The sequence below is a fragment of the Shewanella psychrotolerans genome, from assembly GCF_019457595.1.
Taxonomy (GTDB): Bacteria; Pseudomonadota; Gammaproteobacteria; order Enterobacterales; family Shewanellaceae; genus Shewanella; species Shewanella psychrotolerans.
On the sequence record NZ_CP080419.1, the window covers coordinates 4107464 to 4123198 of the forward strand.

12 protein-coding genes and 2 pseudogenes are annotated in these 15735 nt (G+C 46.6%); 7 read left to right on the forward strand and 7 right to left on the reverse strand.

What is annotated here, in order from left to right:
- Positions 1-34: 34 nt before the first annotated feature.
- The 6 genes from gspH to gspC form a co-directional block, all read right to left on the reverse strand.
- Positions 35-622, reverse strand: a complete 588-nt coding sequence (gspH, locus tag K0I62_RS18030; RefSeq protein WP_220069398.1) for a type II secretion system minor pseudopilin GspH — start codon at positions 620-622, stop codon at positions 35-37.
- 14 nt (positions 623-636) lie between these two features.
- Complete coding sequence (gene gspG / locus K0I62_RS18035; RefSeq protein ID WP_220069399.1) at positions 637-1071, reverse strand: type II secretion system major pseudopilin GspG; 435 nt, start codon at positions 1069-1071, stop codon at positions 637-639.
- A 70-nt stretch (positions 1072-1141) separates the two neighbouring features.
- Complete coding sequence (gene gspF / locus K0I62_RS18040; RefSeq protein WP_220069400.1) at positions 1142-2362, reverse strand: type II secretion system inner membrane protein GspF; 1221 nt, start codon at positions 2360-2362, stop codon at positions 1142-1144.
- A gap of 3 nt (positions 2363-2365) precedes the next feature.
- Entirely contained in the window at positions 2366-3937 is a 1572-nt protein-coding gene (gene gspE, locus K0I62_RS18045) for a type II secretion system ATPase GspE (protein WP_258405043.1), read from the reverse strand.
- Complete coding sequence (gene gspD, locus K0I62_RS18050; protein WP_220069401.1) at positions 3930-6047, reverse strand: type II secretion system secretin GspD; 2118 nt, start codon at positions 6045-6047, stop codon at positions 3930-3932. Before gspD ends, gspE begins: the two co-directional genes overlap by 8 nt.
- A 25-nt stretch (positions 6048-6072) precedes the next feature.
- On the reverse strand, positions 6073-6993 hold the full coding sequence (gene gspC, locus K0I62_RS18055) for a type II secretion system protein GspC (RefSeq protein WP_220069402.1): 921 nt from the start codon (positions 6991-6993) through the stop codon (positions 6073-6075).
- Positions 6994-7255: 262 nt separating this feature from the next.
- Here gspC and hslR point away from each other — a divergent pair, with 262 nt between their 5' ends.
- The 6 genes and pseudogenes from hslR to K0I62_RS19305 all read left to right on the forward strand — a co-directional run bounded on the left by hslR (position 7256) and on the right by K0I62_RS19305 (position 14122).
- Positions 7256-7648, forward strand: coding sequence for a ribosome-associated heat shock protein Hsp15 (hslR, locus tag K0I62_RS18060; protein ID WP_220069403.1), 393 nt, complete (start codon positions 7256-7258; stop codon positions 7646-7648).
- Positions 7649-7661: 13 nt separating this feature from the next.
- The gene (hslO, locus tag K0I62_RS18065) at positions 7662-8522 is read left to right on the forward strand and encodes an Hsp33 family molecular chaperone HslO (RefSeq protein ID WP_220069404.1); all 861 of its coding nucleotides are present in this window, start codon (positions 7662-7664) and stop codon (positions 8520-8522) included.
- Positions 8523-8720: 198 nt separating this feature from the next.
- Positions 8721-10296, forward strand: a pseudogene (locus K0I62_RS18070) (phosphoenolpyruvate carboxykinase).
- 187 nt (positions 10297-10483) lie between these two features.
- Positions 10484-12298, forward strand: a complete 1815-nt coding sequence (locus K0I62_RS18075; protein ID WP_220069405.1) for a hypothetical protein — start codon at positions 10484-10486, stop codon at positions 12296-12298.
- A 335-nt stretch (positions 12299-12633) separates the two neighbouring features.
- Entirely contained in the window at positions 12634-13836 is a 1203-nt protein-coding gene (locus K0I62_RS18080) for a dicarboxylate/amino acid:cation symporter (protein ID WP_220071448.1), read from the forward strand.
- Positions 13837-13967: 131 nt separating this feature from the next.
- Positions 13968-14122, forward strand: a pseudogene (locus K0I62_RS19305) (helix-turn-helix transcriptional regulator).
- Positions 14123-14160: 38 nt separating this feature from the next.
- On the opposite strand, the gene K0I62_RS18085 reads toward K0I62_RS19305, so the two are convergent.
- Positions 14161-14913: a ComF family protein gene (locus tag K0I62_RS18085; RefSeq protein ID WP_434086857.1), complete on the reverse strand. Its 753-nt coding sequence runs from the start codon at positions 14911-14913 to the stop codon at positions 14161-14163.
- A gap of 37 nt (positions 14914-14950) precedes the next feature.
- On the opposite strand from K0I62_RS18085, the gene bioH reads away from it, so the two are divergent.
- Positions 14951-15712, forward strand: coding sequence for a pimeloyl-ACP methyl ester esterase BioH (bioH, locus tag K0I62_RS18090; protein WP_220071449.1), 762 nt, complete (start codon positions 14951-14953; stop codon positions 15710-15712).
- Positions 15713-15735: the final 23 nt, after the last annotated feature.

The window sequence follows — 15735 nt, forward strand, 5'->3', positions numbered from 1 at the left end:
CCCCCAACGTAATGGTAATATGTGTTGGCCGAAATTAACGAGGTAGTTCATTAAACTCCTCCTCTCGCCCCAGAGTCAGCCGACCTAAGGCATCACCCACCACTAAGGCTTCAATCTCGTTACCCTGTTCATCTTTACCAACAAAGGTCAGCTCAAACGAACTCATCTCGCCACTGGGAAACAGCATCACCTGAGGCTCAGGAAACTTTTTCTTATCATCAGCCGATGGCTCTATGAGCGGCTCATCGAACCATGAATCTTGCTCTTCATCATCTTGAGACAAAGGTAAACCATCGAGCACTAAGTGCATCTGAACCCCGTACTCCATCTGCCGCTCGGCAAGCAATCTATCTTGTTGCAGTGGCTTCCATTTACCTTCGTCATAAAACACGAATTTATAGCTGTCTTTTTCAATCACAATACCGATGAAGTGGCCGCTAAGCACCGTTTCATCGAGCACTAGCTCGGTCGACGCCATAAACTGCCTAGCCACGCGCTCGAGTGCCTGCTGTTTATCCGCACCGCCAGTGGTAAAAGTAACAGCCGAAGCTGCCAACCCCATGATCAGTACAACTAACAGCACTTCCATCAGGGTAAACCCTGTCTGGCGTGACACTCTCATTAGCTAGGCTCTACTTATTGAAAGTCTTTAAGGTTCCAGCTACCGATATCATCTTCGGTACCTGGTTGACCGTCAGGGCCAGCACTAAAAATATCAATTTTACCTTGCTCACCAGGGCTTAAAAGCAGGTAGTTATTTCTCCAAGGATCTTGAGGAAGACGCTTCACATAGCCGTCTTCACGGTAGTTACGCGGCTCAGGTGAAATAGTTGGTTTTTGCACTAACGCCTCTAACCCTTGCTCCGTTGTTGGGTAAATGCTGTTATCTAAGCGATACATGTCCATTGCGTTTTCTAAGGCAACAATATCGGATACCGCTTTCTGTATATCGGCCTTATCTTTGTTGCCCATCAAATTAGGTACAACCATAGAAGCAAGGATCCCTAAAATAACGATAACCACCATAACTTCTAATAGGGTAAAACCTTTTTGCTTGTTTCTTGCTTGCATTAATACATCCTCTATAAAAGTGCCTAACCATCAAAGTTAGTACGCTACTGCAGTGTTGACGCCTATTGCATCATCCACTAATCATGTTATTAAGTTCTAAAATGGGTTGTAAGATCGCCAACACGATAAACAACACTACCGCGGCCATACTCACCACCAACAAAGGTTCAAACACCCCAAGCGCGATATTCACATTTGACTCGAACTCACGATCTTGGTTGTCTGCGGCACGCTCAAGCATCTGCTCGAGTTGACCACTTTTTTCACCTGAGGTGATCATATAGAGCATCATAGGTGGAAAAAGTTTTGTGTTGGCCAATGCCGCGCCTAAGCTTGTCCCTTCTCGCACCCTTGCCGTCGCCTCTTCGACAGCGGCTCTTACTCGAACGTTCATTAACACTTCGCTGGCAATGCGCATCGCATCAAGCAAAGGCACTGAGCTGGCGGTTAAGATACTTAATGTACGAGCAAAACGGGCAGTGTTAAGACCTTTGCTGACACGACCAATCACCGGCATTTTTAACAATGCACTATCGAAGCGCATTCGATTCGCAGCGTTTCGAAGTAACTGCTTAGCACCCACCATAGCAACAACTATCGCCACCAACACCAGCAAACCATAATCTCGAATAAAGTCAGATGAAGCGATCAAGAGTTGGGTCGTCCATGGCAATTCTTGCCCCATATGCTCAAATTGACCGACCACTTGTGGCACTACAGCAGCGAGCAATATCGCGATAACGCTAATCGCCACAACAGTAAGCACGATTGGATAAATCATCGCTTGGGTCATCTTGCTTTTAAGCTGCTGACGACGTTCGGTATAATCGGCGAGACGGTTAAGCACCACTTCAAGATGACCCGACTTTTCACCCGATGCCACCATGGCGCGATAAAGATCATCAAAAATATGGGGGAACTCAGCCATTGAATCGGCAAGGCTATAACCTTCGACCACCCGTGAGCGCACCGCCATCACCATGCTGGCAAGACGATCCTTTTCACATTGCTGGCCAACCGCTTTTAGTGCCTCTTCTATCGGCAAACCTGCCGCGACTAAGGTAGCTATCTGACGAGTAATTAATGCCAATTCGGCGACAGAGATCCCGCGCTTAAAACTAAAACCACCGCTCTTGGTTTTCGATTCTTTCTCTACAACCGCGGTAATTTCAAGTGGCATTAAGCGCTGTTCGCGCAGCTGTCCACGAGCATGACGCGCCGTATCGGCTTCAACGACACCCTTTTGCTGTTTTCCTTTGGCATCAAGCGCCTTGTACTCATATGCGGGCATCGATTACTCCTCGCGAGTGACGCGCAGCACTTCTTCAAGGGTTGTCACCCCACCGAGTACCTTACTCATACCATCATGGCGAATACTAGGAACCGATTTACGAATGTGCTTTTCAATGGCTAACTCTCCACGGCCCGTATGGATAAGCTCACGAATATTGTCATCTACCAACAAGAGTTCGTGAATACCGGTACGACCACGATAACCATTGTGACCACAAGCGGCACATCCATTGGCGCGGAATATGGTACGAGGATCGTCAGCAGAGATACCGAGCAGTTCGCGCTCGCGCTCATCGGGGACATGCTCTGTCTTACACTTAGGGCACAAAGTACGGATCAGTCGCTGAGCTAACACACCCAGTAAACTCGATGAAACTAAGAAAGGTTCTACACCCATATCCTGCAAACGGGTGATCGCACCCGATGCGGTATTGGTATGCAGTGTTGAGATAACCATGTGGCCCGTGAGCGAGGCTTGCACTGCGATTTGAGCCGTTTCTAAATCACGGATCTCACCAATCATCACCACATCAGGGTCTTGACGTAATATAGCTCGTAGACCTCGAGCAAAGGTCATATCCACCTTAGTATTAACTTGGGTCTGACCGATACCTGCCAATTCATATTCAATAGGGTCTTCGACGGTCAAGATATTGGTGTCGATAGAGTTAATTTCGGTAAGGCCCGCATACAGTGTGGTACTTTTACCCGAACCTGTTGGACCTGTCACCAAAATAATACCGTGGGGCTTACGTAACAGTTCATCAAATTGATGACGAATCGTATCTGTCATACCCAGCTGTTTTAAGTCGAGATTACCGGCATTCTTGTCCAGCAGACGCATAACCACACGTTCACCATGACTCGATGGCATGGTCGATACACGCACGTCGACCGCACGGCCGGCAATACGCAGCGAGATACGACCATCTTGCGGGACACGCTTTTCAGCAATATCTAAACGCGCCATGACCTTGATACGCGACACCAATAACGACGATAGTTTGCGATTTGGCTTGAGCACCTCTTTGAGCACACCATCGACACGGAAACGCACCACGAGTTGCTTTTCATAGGTCTCGATATGAATATCAGACGCTTCCTCTTTAATCGCTTCAGATAACAGCGCGTTGATCAGTTTAATGATCGGTGCATCATCATCACCTTCGAGCAGATCTTCCGTTTGCGGTAGCTCTTCAGCAAGGGTGAACAGATCCATCTCATTACCGATATCTTCCATCAACTGCTGCGCTTCAGAAGAGTTCGCCTGATAGACCTGGGTCAACTTAGCCTCAAATACATTGGCTTCAAGCACCACTAGTGCCAACTCTTGGCCGGTATAACGCCTAACCTCAAGCATCGCCTCAAGCGGCGTTGCTTGAGTATGATAAAGGATCAGCTGTTCATCTTCGCCTTTATCTAAAACCAGTTGAAATCGATGCGCAAAAGCGAAAGGTAAACGCTCACGACTATTTGAGTGAAACACTTCATCCGATTCGGCCTCTGAGACCAGCCCAAGTTCACTCGATACTTGGGCAAGCTCATCACTTTGAGCGGCTTGCAGATCACTCATCGGTAGCATCTTGCTTTTTGTTATCAGAAATATGTTTAAGCGCTGGATCGGTTTCACGCATTTGCGTCTCTAATCCTTTGCGATCTTTATAACGCTCCAGTACGTCATTCACCTCAGGTGGCAGATATGCCTCCTGATCCCACTCTTCAAGCACTGGCACATTCGTATTCGGCATCAGATTAACGCCACGCTCTTGCTGCTCAAGCTGTAATGCTCGGAAGTAGTTGTACTTACGACCAGCAATGCCTTCCATGGTAATGCCGTCACGGATAATGGTTGGCTTAATAAATACCATCAGGTTTTTCTTTTTCTTACCACTAGAAGACGATTTAAAGAGGTGACCGATAATAGGAATGTCGCCAAGGAACGGTACCTTCTGCACGCTCTCTTGTACTTCTTCGTTAATTAAGCCACCTAGCACCACGATTTGACCCGAATCAGCCATCACAGTTGTGGTTAAACGACGAGTTGCAAAAGTCACGTCGACGCCAGTCTTACCATTGATGCCAGAGACTTCCTGCTCAATGGTCAGCTTAACCGTACTTCCTTCGTTAATTTGTGGTACCACTTTAAGTTTTACACCCACCTCTTTACGTTCAACCGTTTGGAATGGGTTACTGTTACCATTACTGGAGTTCTGGCTGCCAGTTAGAATCGGCACTTCATCACCGACAATGAATGACGCTTCTTGGTTATCCAGCGTGGTAATAGAAGGCGTTGCCAGTACGTTCGATTTAGTATCGCTGGAAACGGCTTGAATCAGCGCACCAAAGTCACCCATAGCCACGCCCCAGGCCATGCCGTTAACCTTGCCAAGTGCTTGGGCTAGCAGAGTGATATCACCCTTCTGCGTTGGGTTTTCGGTACATGTACCGTTTTCGGTACAAATCTTAGTGCCATCTTGATCTTGTGCCTGCCAGATACCGGCACCGATCTCACCGATAGTCGGGCCTAGGTTGTTAAACTGAGTGCCACCACCGGCCTCTGTGGCCCACTGGATACCGAAACCAACATCATCACCCTCTGACACCTCTACGATAATCGCTTCAACCAATACCTGTGCTCGGCGAATATCCAGCTGGTTAATCACGCTTTCGATGGTGCGCATCTGATCGGGTTCTGCGCTAATGACCAATGCATTGGTGTCGGCATGGGCCATGATATTAATATCATTACGGCGCTTACTGCGACCGCCCTGCGCTTGAGCACCACCATCTTGATCGCTGGCGAGCTTCTCGGCAAACCCTGTCAACACTTCGACTAACTCTTCAGCTTTAGCGTAGCGAAGATAGCGCACTTTGGTATTACCAGTCGTAGCCTGTTCGGCATCGAGCTTCTTAATCAAACTAACCACACGTTGGCGACTCTTTTCATCGCCACTCACAAGCACGGCATTCGTTCGTTCATCGGCGACCACTTTAGGCGCCTGACCAGGAAGTTGCGACTGATTTGCCGTTGAGCGATAAAGGGTATCGATAATTCGCACTATTTCGCCAGCAGAGGCAAACTCGAGTGGTACCACTTGAACCTCGGTATCCCCTTGCTTGTCGACGCGACGCACAATATCAACCAGCTTGTTAACCACGGCAGCACGGCCCGAGATCATTAAGACATTAGATGGATCATAGTTAACGACATTACCGCCACCAGCATTATCATTTAACTGACGAAGTAGTGGCGCTAACTGCTTAGCCTCTGTGTTATACAGAGCCACAATACGGGTGACCATCTCGTCGCCCAAACCAGGCTTATTATCATCGGCGACTCGAATTGCCGAAGTTTTGGCATCCTTGTCTTTAATCACTTTGATGATGTTATTGTCCATCTCGACGACTGCATAACCGTATACCTGCAGTACGTTGAGGAAAAACTGATAATATTGCTCATCACTAAGAAGGTCGTAGCTACGCACGTTAATCTTACCGCGCACAGTTGGGTCGACGATGATGGTTCGATTCAAATTTTTACCAACAATATTGATAAACTCTTGAATATCTGTGCCCTTGAAATTGGCCGCATATTGTTCTGACCATGCAAGCGAAGGCGCTAATAATGAGGCCCCCATAACAACGCTCGCGATAAGATTGCGGCGAATTTTCTTATTGTTCATTTAATAACGTCCCCTAAACCCTTTTTTATTGCGGCAAACTAAACATGATCTCAACCAGTTGACCCTCTCTTTCTACCATCAAAGAGATCTCGGTCAATTCTGGCAACTGTGCCATCACTTCCAATGCTTGGCTCATTTCAGTCAGATCATAGCCGTTGATTGATTTTGCTAAATCGTTGGCTTTAAAACCAGCTTGTTGAAATAATTCTCTGTCCTTCCCAGGATTCAAACGATACCCCTGGAGCTCACCGTTACTGTTAACTGGTGAAATAGCGAGGTAATCGGTGATCTTACTTGGATCAGCAAGTATCTCGTCACGAGAATTCTCTAACTCTTCAGCAACGGCTTGATTATCCCTCTGATCAACTTGGCGAACGTCACGGGAGCGCTTGGCCTCTTGCAACTGCCTATTCGCCTCACTTTCGGTATTATATTTGAGACCATCTAGCATCAAGGTTTCATAGCGACCACTGTTAGAGATAATAATCCTATCTGCATACACCTCTTTAAGCGATGCTGAGGTACCTTTTATCTTGTCGCCTAAGCTGTAAGTGTTTTGGCTGCCACTGGATTCGATAACCGCTAAACCATGTTGTTCCGACGTTGAAGCTACAACGCCAGTTAACTGAATTGATAGTGAGGTCTTTGGTGCGTCGGTGATCTTCTCTTCGACTGGGGCAACTTTAGGTTGGTTATCATTGGGATCCGCTTTGCCAAAAAGTGACAAATTCTTCAAGGTGGTCAGATTCACGACTGAAGAGGAGTTACCATTACTCGTCGGAACAGGTTGCCATGCCCCTGGAGTCTCAGAGACAGGAACCAACTTCCATGTGATCTCAGCTAATAAATAGATGGTGACAACGAGTCCCACTCCAAAAGTAGCGCTACTCAAAGGCTTATGAGGTATGCCTTTGGCGATAGAAATTGCTTTATCTAATATATCCATATTATGTGGACCCTCTATACAGGTCTCTATTCTGGTTATGATAATTTAGGAACTTATGACTCATGCTAACCTACACTGCTATCGGCAACAAGCCCACAACAGCAGCTAAATTGGCCTACGAAGACTAATTATGCTAACTTTACGCGCCTAAAAAGGGTGTGAAGTGGGTCGCTATATCATCTTATCCCGCCGCTCAGCATCGGACTTATTGTCCAGCTTGTGAACTCGCCCATCTTTATATATCTATGGAGATACGATAACCATGACATCTGATCAGCAGATTTCAGTTAGGCTCGACAAATGGTTATGGGCAGCACGGTTTTATAAAACGCGAGCCATAGCCAAAGAGATGATTAACGGCGGCAAAGTACATTACAATGGCCAGCGCGCTAAATCGAGCAAAGTTGCGGAAATTAATGCCGTAATTAGAGTAAGACAGGGATATGACGAAAAAGAGGTCGTCATAAAAAAATTATCCGAACAACGCCAAAAAGCGGTGATCGCACAAACCTTATACGAAGAAACGCCTGAAAGCATAGCTAAAAGAGAAACCTATGCCGAAGCGAGACGCTTAAATGTACTTAATAATCCGGCACCAGATACTAAGCCAGATAAAAAGCAGCGTCGTCAACTAATACGCTTTAAAGAAAGCTAACTGTGAGACTGAAATGAGCAAAGATATATTAAACCGCTACCTATTTGATAACGCCGATGTACGTGGTCAAATCGTGCAACTCGAAAAAAGTTACCAAGAAATCCTATCCGCCCACACTTACCCAGTAGCGATTCAGCATCTACTTGGTGAACTGATGGCCGCAACCTCATTGCTCACAGCAACGTTAAAATTCGACGGTGATATTAGCGTTCAAGTACAAGGTAATGGCCCTGTTTCCTTAGCCGTGATTAATGGCAATAACCTTCAACAACTGCGAGGTGTAGCCCGCTGGGATGGTGAGGTAGATAATGATGCGGATCTAGCAAAGCTGATGGGACAAGGCCATATGGTCATTACCCTAACGCCAACCAATGGCGAGCGTTATCAAGGCGTCGTGGCTCTAGACAAGCCAACCTTAGCAGAATGCTTGGAGCAATATTTTGCTCAATCGGAACAGTTGCCAACCACTATTCGATTATTTGCCAACGGCAAACAAGCCGCGGGCATGCTGCTTCAGGTGCTACCAGGAGAGAGCGAGCACAATGAAGAGTTTGAACATCTAGAGCAACTAACGAGCACCATTAAAGCAGAAGAGTTATTTGAACTAGACGCCACTGATGTATTGCATCGCCTGTATCACCAAGAAGAGGTTCGCCTATTCGACCCTATCGAGGTGAGCTTCTCATGCACCTGTTCTCGCGAACGCAGTGGCCAAGCTCTTAAGACTGTGTCAAAAGAAGAGTTAGATTCTATTTTGGCAGAGCAAGGCAAAATAGAGATGGGCTGTGAATACTGCAACAGTAACTACAGTTTCGACGCTATCGATATCGAAGCCCTGTTTAACAATGTCCAAACACCAGATACAAAACAGTAAATAATCAGTCCCAGTTCAAAAGCTAAAAGAGGGTGCCTGTGAGCACCCTCTTTTTTTTAACAATTTCGCAATCTTCTTCACATATTCAATAGCGCTTAAGTTACAATCACGATTCTGCTCCTATCACGCAGAAAAAATAATAACAAGCTGGCAAAGACTGGCACCTCAAACCTACTAAAAATGATGGAGACCTTACAGATGGCGGATGGATCTAAGCAAAGTCATACAAATCTTTCAACGGCACAACTTATTGAGTTTGCACTTGCTCGTGGCGAAGGAGAGCTAACGGCGAATGGTGCACTAGTGGCAAAAACAGGTGAACGTACTGGACGATCACCTAATGACCGCTTTATCGTCAAAGAAGCCAGCTCTGAAAATGAGATCGATTGGGGCTCTGTTAATAAGCCTTTCGAGATGGATGCGTTTAACACCCTATGGGATCGCGTAAAAACTTATCTATTAAACAAAGAAACCTTTGTTTCTGAACTTGAAGTGGGTGCCGATGTTGAGCATTACCAACCTATAAGTGGGTGCCGATGTTGAGCATTACCAACCTATTCAAGTAACGACAGAAACGGCTTGGCATCAGCTATTTGCTCGTAATCTATTTATCGTCCCAGAGCAATTCAACGCCGCCAACAAACCTGTATGGCAGATAATCAATGCCCCCGGATTTGTATGTGACCCAGAGCGTGATGGTACCAATTCAGACGCTACGGTTATCATCAACTTCGCCGACCGCAAAGTGCTACTTGCTGGACTCAAGTATGCCGGTGAGATGAAAAAATCGATGTTCTCAGTGCAAAACTTCCTATTACCGGCCAAGGGCGTACTGCCTATGCACTGCTCGGCAAATGTCGGCACAGAAGGGGATACCACGCTGTTTTTCGGTTTATCTGGCACAGGTAAAACCACCCTTTCGGCCGATCCTAAGCGTTTTCTCATCGGTGACGATGAACACGGTTGGGCACCGGGCGGCGTATTTAATATCGAAGGCGGTTGCTATGCTAAATGCATCGACCTAAGCCAAAAAAATGAGCCTGTCATTTGGGATGCTATCCGTTTTGGTACGGTACTCGAAAATGTGACTTTGGATGAGCATCGTGTACCAGATTACACCAACACCGACTTAACCGAAAATAGCCGCGCGGCTTATCCGCTTGAGCATATCGCTCAACGTAAAGAGGAAAATCGTGGCGCAGAGCCAAATGCAGTTGTGTTCTTAACTTGTGACGTTTCAGGCGTATTACCGCCAGTGTCTAAGCTAAGCAAAGAGCAAGCGGCTTATCACTTCCTCTCTGGCTACACAGCTAAAGTGGGCTCTACAGAGATGGGCTCAACCTCTGCAATTCAGTCGACCTTTTCGACCTGTTTCGGTGCGCCTTTCTTCCCACGTCCAGCAGGGGTATATGCAGAGCTGTTGATTAAGCGCATTGAGTCATTTGGCAGCCAAGTTTATCTCGTTAACACGGGTTGGACTGGCGGCCCTCATGGGGTTGGCAAGCGTTTCGATATTCCAACTACTCGCGCTATTATCGATGCCATTGTCAGTGGTGAGCTAAAAGATGTAGAAACCGTGCATATCGATAAGCTTAACCTCGATGTACCCGTTGCGATTTCTGGTGTAGATAGCCGACTATTAAATCCAGTAAACACCTGGGCTGATAAGACAGAATATGACAAGTACGCTCAGCAACTCGCCGAAGAGTTTGCCGCTAACTTCGTTAAATACGATGTTTCTGATGCAATTAAACAGGCAGGTCCTAAAGCGTAATAGATTAGCCCCCCTCACTATCAATATGGCTCCGTAAAGGGGCCGTTTTACCCACTACTTTAGACTTACACCCAACCTACCCGAACGGGTAATGGTAATTTAATCATAACTATAGATAATAAAGCCCCTGCGGTAAGGGGTTAGTCCACTGACCCTTTTTCTATTTAATATTTGTAAGGACACAAATATGCGTCTAAAGCTTCTCACATCAATTTTACTCACTACTAGCTTGCTCTCGGCCTGCGGCGGATCCAACTCCGATGACGGTACAGACACTTCCCCTGACGGCGGCACGCCACCAGATGGTGGAACACCACCAAGCAGTTTTAATCATCAAATCACGGGCAATGTTATCCATATGGGTGCCATCGCAGGCGCCGATGTCTGTGTCGATTTAGATCAAAATGGACAATGTGGTGAATCCGAGCCCAGTTCAACAACCGACAGTGATGGGCTTTATCAAATTGATTGGCAAAGCGAACATGAGCAACCCATTTATGACCTTATCGCCACATGGGTTCAAATATCCCAAAGTTTGAGTAAACCCTCCCCCCTAAAAGCAGCCATCAAGCCAGAGCTATCATTGCATGGCGTCGATGCTAATAACTCAGTCATATCAAACGGTGAAGCTAAGCTCATGGCAGCACAGGAGCACAATGGTGCCATCAATAGCCTAACTAACATTGAGTTTCAACGTATTGATCGCATGCGACAAGCGAGTGAAACGCCCCTTGACATCGCCACTGAACGACTTTTTCTTATCGCCCTTTTACATACCATTTATGACAGAGGCGAAGCCGATACTTATCAACTCTCTGCAGCCCAGTCTGTCGATGTTAATTTTCAAAATACCTACAAATTGCATCAATACATTGACGCACTTATCGGCAATCAGCTTACCGATTATTTAGCAGTCGATGATGTGATGTCGATGGGCAAAGAACAGCTCAAGCAATTAGTGAGCGACAGCGGCATGGAAACCCAGGCTTACCTAGACAGCGATCCCATGGAAATACGCTTCCTAGTTAACAACGCTTTATTGGCCCAAGGCTATATTGAAACCCCGATCGATCAAAAAATCATGTCAGCAGATGACTGGCAGGTGATCACCACCAATTTCCTGGAAGACGAGCAGCAGCCCAGTAAATTCAACTTGGCTCCAGCAAAAATAAATAACTTTTTTACACTAGATTACGGGGATCCTGCGCTGTCATTCACAGGCTCAATAAACGATGGCAAAGTATGGGGGCAAGTTATTGCTACGGATGACGCTACAGCACAAATCGAAGAGTGCTGGAATACTGATATGGGGAAATGGATCAACCCAGATAGAGATGATCAAGGCTATCAACCTCATGCAATTAAGTTTATTAATAACAAACTACAAACGGTTTATAGCGGCACTAACGTACCTGTAACCGTTGAGTTCACTAAATACCAAAGTAATGGTAGCGACTGGCAAGCCATCCTCAGCACCACACCTGCGGCGTTACAACTGAGCACTCTGAACTGGCCCACAGTTGTTTATCGCTACACCATTGAACAGGCCGAAGATGTCATGTGTCGAGTTCAAGATGATTTTAATGTTTGGCCAATGCCAGCGCATCAAGATCCCCTACGACTCACCACCACAGATATAGCGAGGCTCTTTTGGCCAAGTTTCTATCCACACGACATTGAAGTGGATGAAAATACTAAGCGGATAAGTATCGATATCACGGGTGAAAAGGAAACCTATGAATGGTCATTACAGACTAGCCCTAGCGGCCAATCGATGATCCAAATAAAACAAGTGGATCTTCCTGCTAAATTCGCCGAGTTTATATTGCCAGATCATTACTTGATTGTTGGCGCTGATATTATTGAGATCACCCTCAACGAGGCGATGGGATATGGTACCAAGAATGACTACTTGAATATTACCTATAATGGCGAAGAAGATGGCTTCAACCAGCGCTTCTATCAACATCTATCATCTCTGGTGACGACCACTCAACCCTAATCCACATCAGTATGCGAAAATGACAACAGTTTTGAGGAGGCTTCGGCCTCCTCAATCAATTTACACCATGAGCCAATTGCAGCATCCGCATAAATAGTCCTCCACACCATCATTATTTTGAAAAAACAGCAAATTTTTCACACAAAAAATTCACTTTCGCCAATTAAATCCTACTTTAATCTTCAGAGCCCTATTTTATCATCAAGGTTTGTCACGATTCACAGACCTAGCCTTGCAGTAATGCTAGCCTCCTGCCCTTAATAAAATCGCTATAATCGATCAATCAAAAATACGATAACTAAGAGGCCATTGTGGCAAACAAAACCCATAAACTTATGCGTAATATCGGGGTGCAGGTGGTCATTGCGATGATCATTGGTGCCATTGTCGGCTTCATCATGGGGGAAGATGCCAGCATTTTCGCTCCGCTTGGCACTATTTTCATTCATTTAATCAAGATGCTAGTGATCCCTCTCGTGCTAGTCTCGATTATCTCAGGAGCTGCAAGCCTAGGTGATAGCCCCTCTGCAGGAAAAATTGGTATCGGTACCTTTGGCTTTTTCATTGTCACCTCTGGTATCGCTGTCGGCTTGGCACTGCTGCTAGGCAATTTGTTCCAACCTGGCCAAGGCGTCGATTTTACCGCTCACAGTAGCAGTAATTTAATGACGGTCACCGAGGAACAAGGTGCGCTACCTGGAGTCATGGATACCTTTATCGGCATGATCCCAACGAATGTGTTCGAGTCATTAACTGGCGGTAACATCTTACAGATCCTCGTTTTTAGTATCTTTTTTGGTATCGCGCTCACCAAAGTCAAAGGCGATGGTGCCAAGCCGATTCTGGCCGCTCTAAATACCATCGTCGATGCGTTTGTATGGATGATTAACTGTGTGATGATCATCGCCCCAATCGGTGTATTCGGCCTGATGGCAGATTCCGTCGGCACCTTCGGTTTCGATGCGCTTGAAGTGGTATTCAAACTGTTTGCAGTGTTTGTCGTTGCTATTTTACTGTTTGGTTTCCTATTTTTCCCGCTTCTTGTACAACTCTTTTCTCGCGTCAGTGCGAGAGAATTTATCAGTGTGATGAAGAAGCCTCAGGTCATGGCGCTATCCACCGCATCATCCATGGCAACCTTACCCGTCACGATGGAAACCTGCGAAGAGGAACTTAAGGTCTCTAAAGCAACCGCTTCTTTCGTGCTGCCACTCGGTGCCACGATTAATATGAGTGGCAATGCAATTTACTACGGCCTAGTGGCGATGTTTTTTGCTCAGATGTATGGTATCGACCTTTCACTCACCGCCTACGCTGCCATTATTTTTACCGCGACCTTAGGCGCCATAGGCCAAGCTGGTGTACCCGGTCCCTCTTTTCTCGTTGTTGCCGTACTGATGGCCGCGGGAATTCCTATCGATGGCCTGCCGCTGTTATTTGCCTTAGACAGAGTGTTCGACATGATCCGTACTTCATTGAATATCACTGGCGATGCCGCCTGCGCACTGATCATGGATAAATATACCCAAGATAAATAATCCCCCCTAAGCGCTTGATGGACTGCAATTAACGCGAGTTCATCAAGCTTTTAACCATTTAGCCTCCAATTTCTACGCTTCCCATCTAAAAACTCCTATGTCATCGTTAGTATCGCTGGACTCAAGCCGACTTGGCGGGTTTACTCGACGTATCTCGGCAAACCATTAACGCGATTGAAAAGATAAATGTGATCCAAGCTTGCCACTCGCTTTTAAGATAGCGCGACTATTTGAACTGCCAATAGAAGCTATCTTCCATAACGGCAAAGAGACGAACCGGCTGTGACTATTGCGGTGAGGCAAGCTATAGAATAAGGCGTTGAGTCAGTTATCGAGTAACCCTGGCGCCTCGGCTCTTGCTAAGCACCACACCTGGACATGAATATAGCGAGCTTCAAACAGTGCCGCTATCGTATTAGCTGTGGTTCCTGTCGTGACAACATCATCAACGATTGCGATACGTTGATAGTTAAAATCATCATTTAACTCAAAAGCGTTAGCTAAGTTGCGCCGCCGCTGCTTCCCTGTTAATCCCGCCTGAGGCTTGGTATCGACTCGCCGCAACACTGCATCATCAACTAAGGGAATATTAAGCTGTCGACTCAGACTATCGGCAATCAACCATGCTTGATTAAATCCTCGCTGGCGCAGGCGATTAGGATGCAGTGGAACGACAACCAATGCCTGAGGCCGCTGAATAATGGCCAGCACTTCCAGCTCCATGACCCGTTGCACTAACGCTCTGGTTAGACTCTCTAACCCTGCTAATTGAGCCTGATACTTGATCGCAGCAACATGCTCACCAATCCCTTGGTGATAACTGGCTGGCGCGATCACCATTAGGGGAGAAACTACCATGCAGCGACCACAGTACGCCGTCTGCATTAACATGGTTCGACCACAGCCGAGACAGGTTGGAGTTTGATAGAGGCTGGCAGATAAGCAGTGCTGACAGATCCCTCGACCGTCATCTGTTATATCCTGTTGGCACATCAAACAGCGATTCGGTAAACTAGCGCCCAACAAGCGTCCCAGTAGAGAGACTGTGCGCTTCAAAGTTAGCGTATAAGTTAACATCCATTTAGGTAGAGGCATTTTGGTGAGCCAGCAATCCATGCATATTCAAACTATAGGACAGGGGCACCCCATCGTCATGCTTCATGGCTGGGGAGTAAACAGCGCAGTATTTGAACCACTACATCAAATGCTGTCCCAGTATTGCGTCTATTATGTTGATTTGCCTGGATTTGGTGACAGCCCAGCACTTGATGGCGATATTGATACCTGGGTTGACCACATTGTCGAGAAAACTCCAGAAAATGCGATTTGGGCCGGATGGTCACTGGGCGGACTCGTTGCAACACGCGCTGCAATTCGTTATCCAAAGCATATAAAGGCATTGCTCACCATAGCTTCATCTCCCTGCTTTATGGCGAGAGAAGATGAGGGTTGGCCGGGCATTTCGCCACAAGTACTCCATCAATTTGGTGAACAGCTAAATCAAGACTTAAGTAAAATGATAGAGCGCTTCTTAGCGATCCAAGCGATGGGAAGTGAAACGGCCAAGCAGGACATCAAGCAGTTAAGAGATCTCGTGATGGCCAAGTCGCTACCACAGGCCTCAGCACTTCAACAGGGACTCACTATGTTAAAGGAGGTAGACCTACGTCCACAACTTGGAACGCTAGATCTGCCTTGGCTACGGGTATGGGGTCGACTCGATGGTTTAGTCTCACGCCGAGTACAACCCTTAATGCCACCAGCGAATGATCAGACAGAAGATTTGATCTTAGCCAAGGCGTCTCACGCGCCGTTCTTCTCGCATAAGCAGGCATTTTCTGACGGCGTTTTGAGTTGGCTCAATAAGATTAGCTAGGAATCACTTTAATTTAATGCATT

Bases quoted from the DNA above. Each gene is read 5' to 3' on its own strand.
- gspE (WP_258405043.1), bottom strand. From the start codon at position 3,937: ATGAGTGATCTGCAAGCCGCTCAAAGTGATGAGCTTGCCCAAGTATCG.
- hslR (WP_220069403.1), top strand. From the start codon at position 7,256: ATGACATCTGATCAGCAGATTTCAGTTAGGCTCGACAAATGGTTATGG.
- hslO (WP_220069404.1), top strand. From the start codon at position 7,662: ATGAGCAAAGATATATTAAACCGCTACCTATTTGATAACGCCGATGTA.
- bioH (WP_220071449.1), top strand. From the start codon at position 14,951: ATGCATATTCAAACTATAGGACAGGGGCACCCCATCGTCATGCTTCAT.
- gspD (WP_220069401.1), bottom strand. From the start codon at position 6,047: ATGAACAATAAGAAAATTCGCCGCAATCTTATCGCGAGCGTTGTTATG.
- gspF (WP_220069400.1), bottom strand. From the start codon at position 2,362: ATGCCCGCATATGAGTACAAGGCGCTTGATGCCAAAGGAAAACAGCAA.
- K0I62_RS18080 (WP_220071448.1), top strand. From the start codon at position 12,634: ATGCGTAATATCGGGGTGCAGGTGGTCATTGCGATGATCATTGGTGCC.
- K0I62_RS18075 (WP_220069405.1), top strand. From the start codon at position 10,484: ATGCGTCTAAAGCTTCTCACATCAATTTTACTCACTACTAGCTTGCTC.
- gspG (WP_220069399.1), bottom strand. From the start codon at position 1,071: ATGCAAGCAAGAAACAAGCAAAAAGGTTTTACCCTATTAGAAGTTATG.
- K0I62_RS18085 (WP_434086857.1), bottom strand. From the start codon at position 14,913: ATGTTAACTTATACGCTAACTTTGAAGCGCACAGTCTCTCTACTGGGA.
- gspH (WP_220069398.1), bottom strand. From the start codon at position 622: ATGAGAGTGTCACGCCAGACAGGGTTTACCCTGATGGAAGTGCTGTTA.
- gspC (WP_220069402.1), bottom strand. From the start codon at position 6,993: ATGGATATATTAGATAAAGCAATTTCTATCGCCAAAGGCATACCTCAT.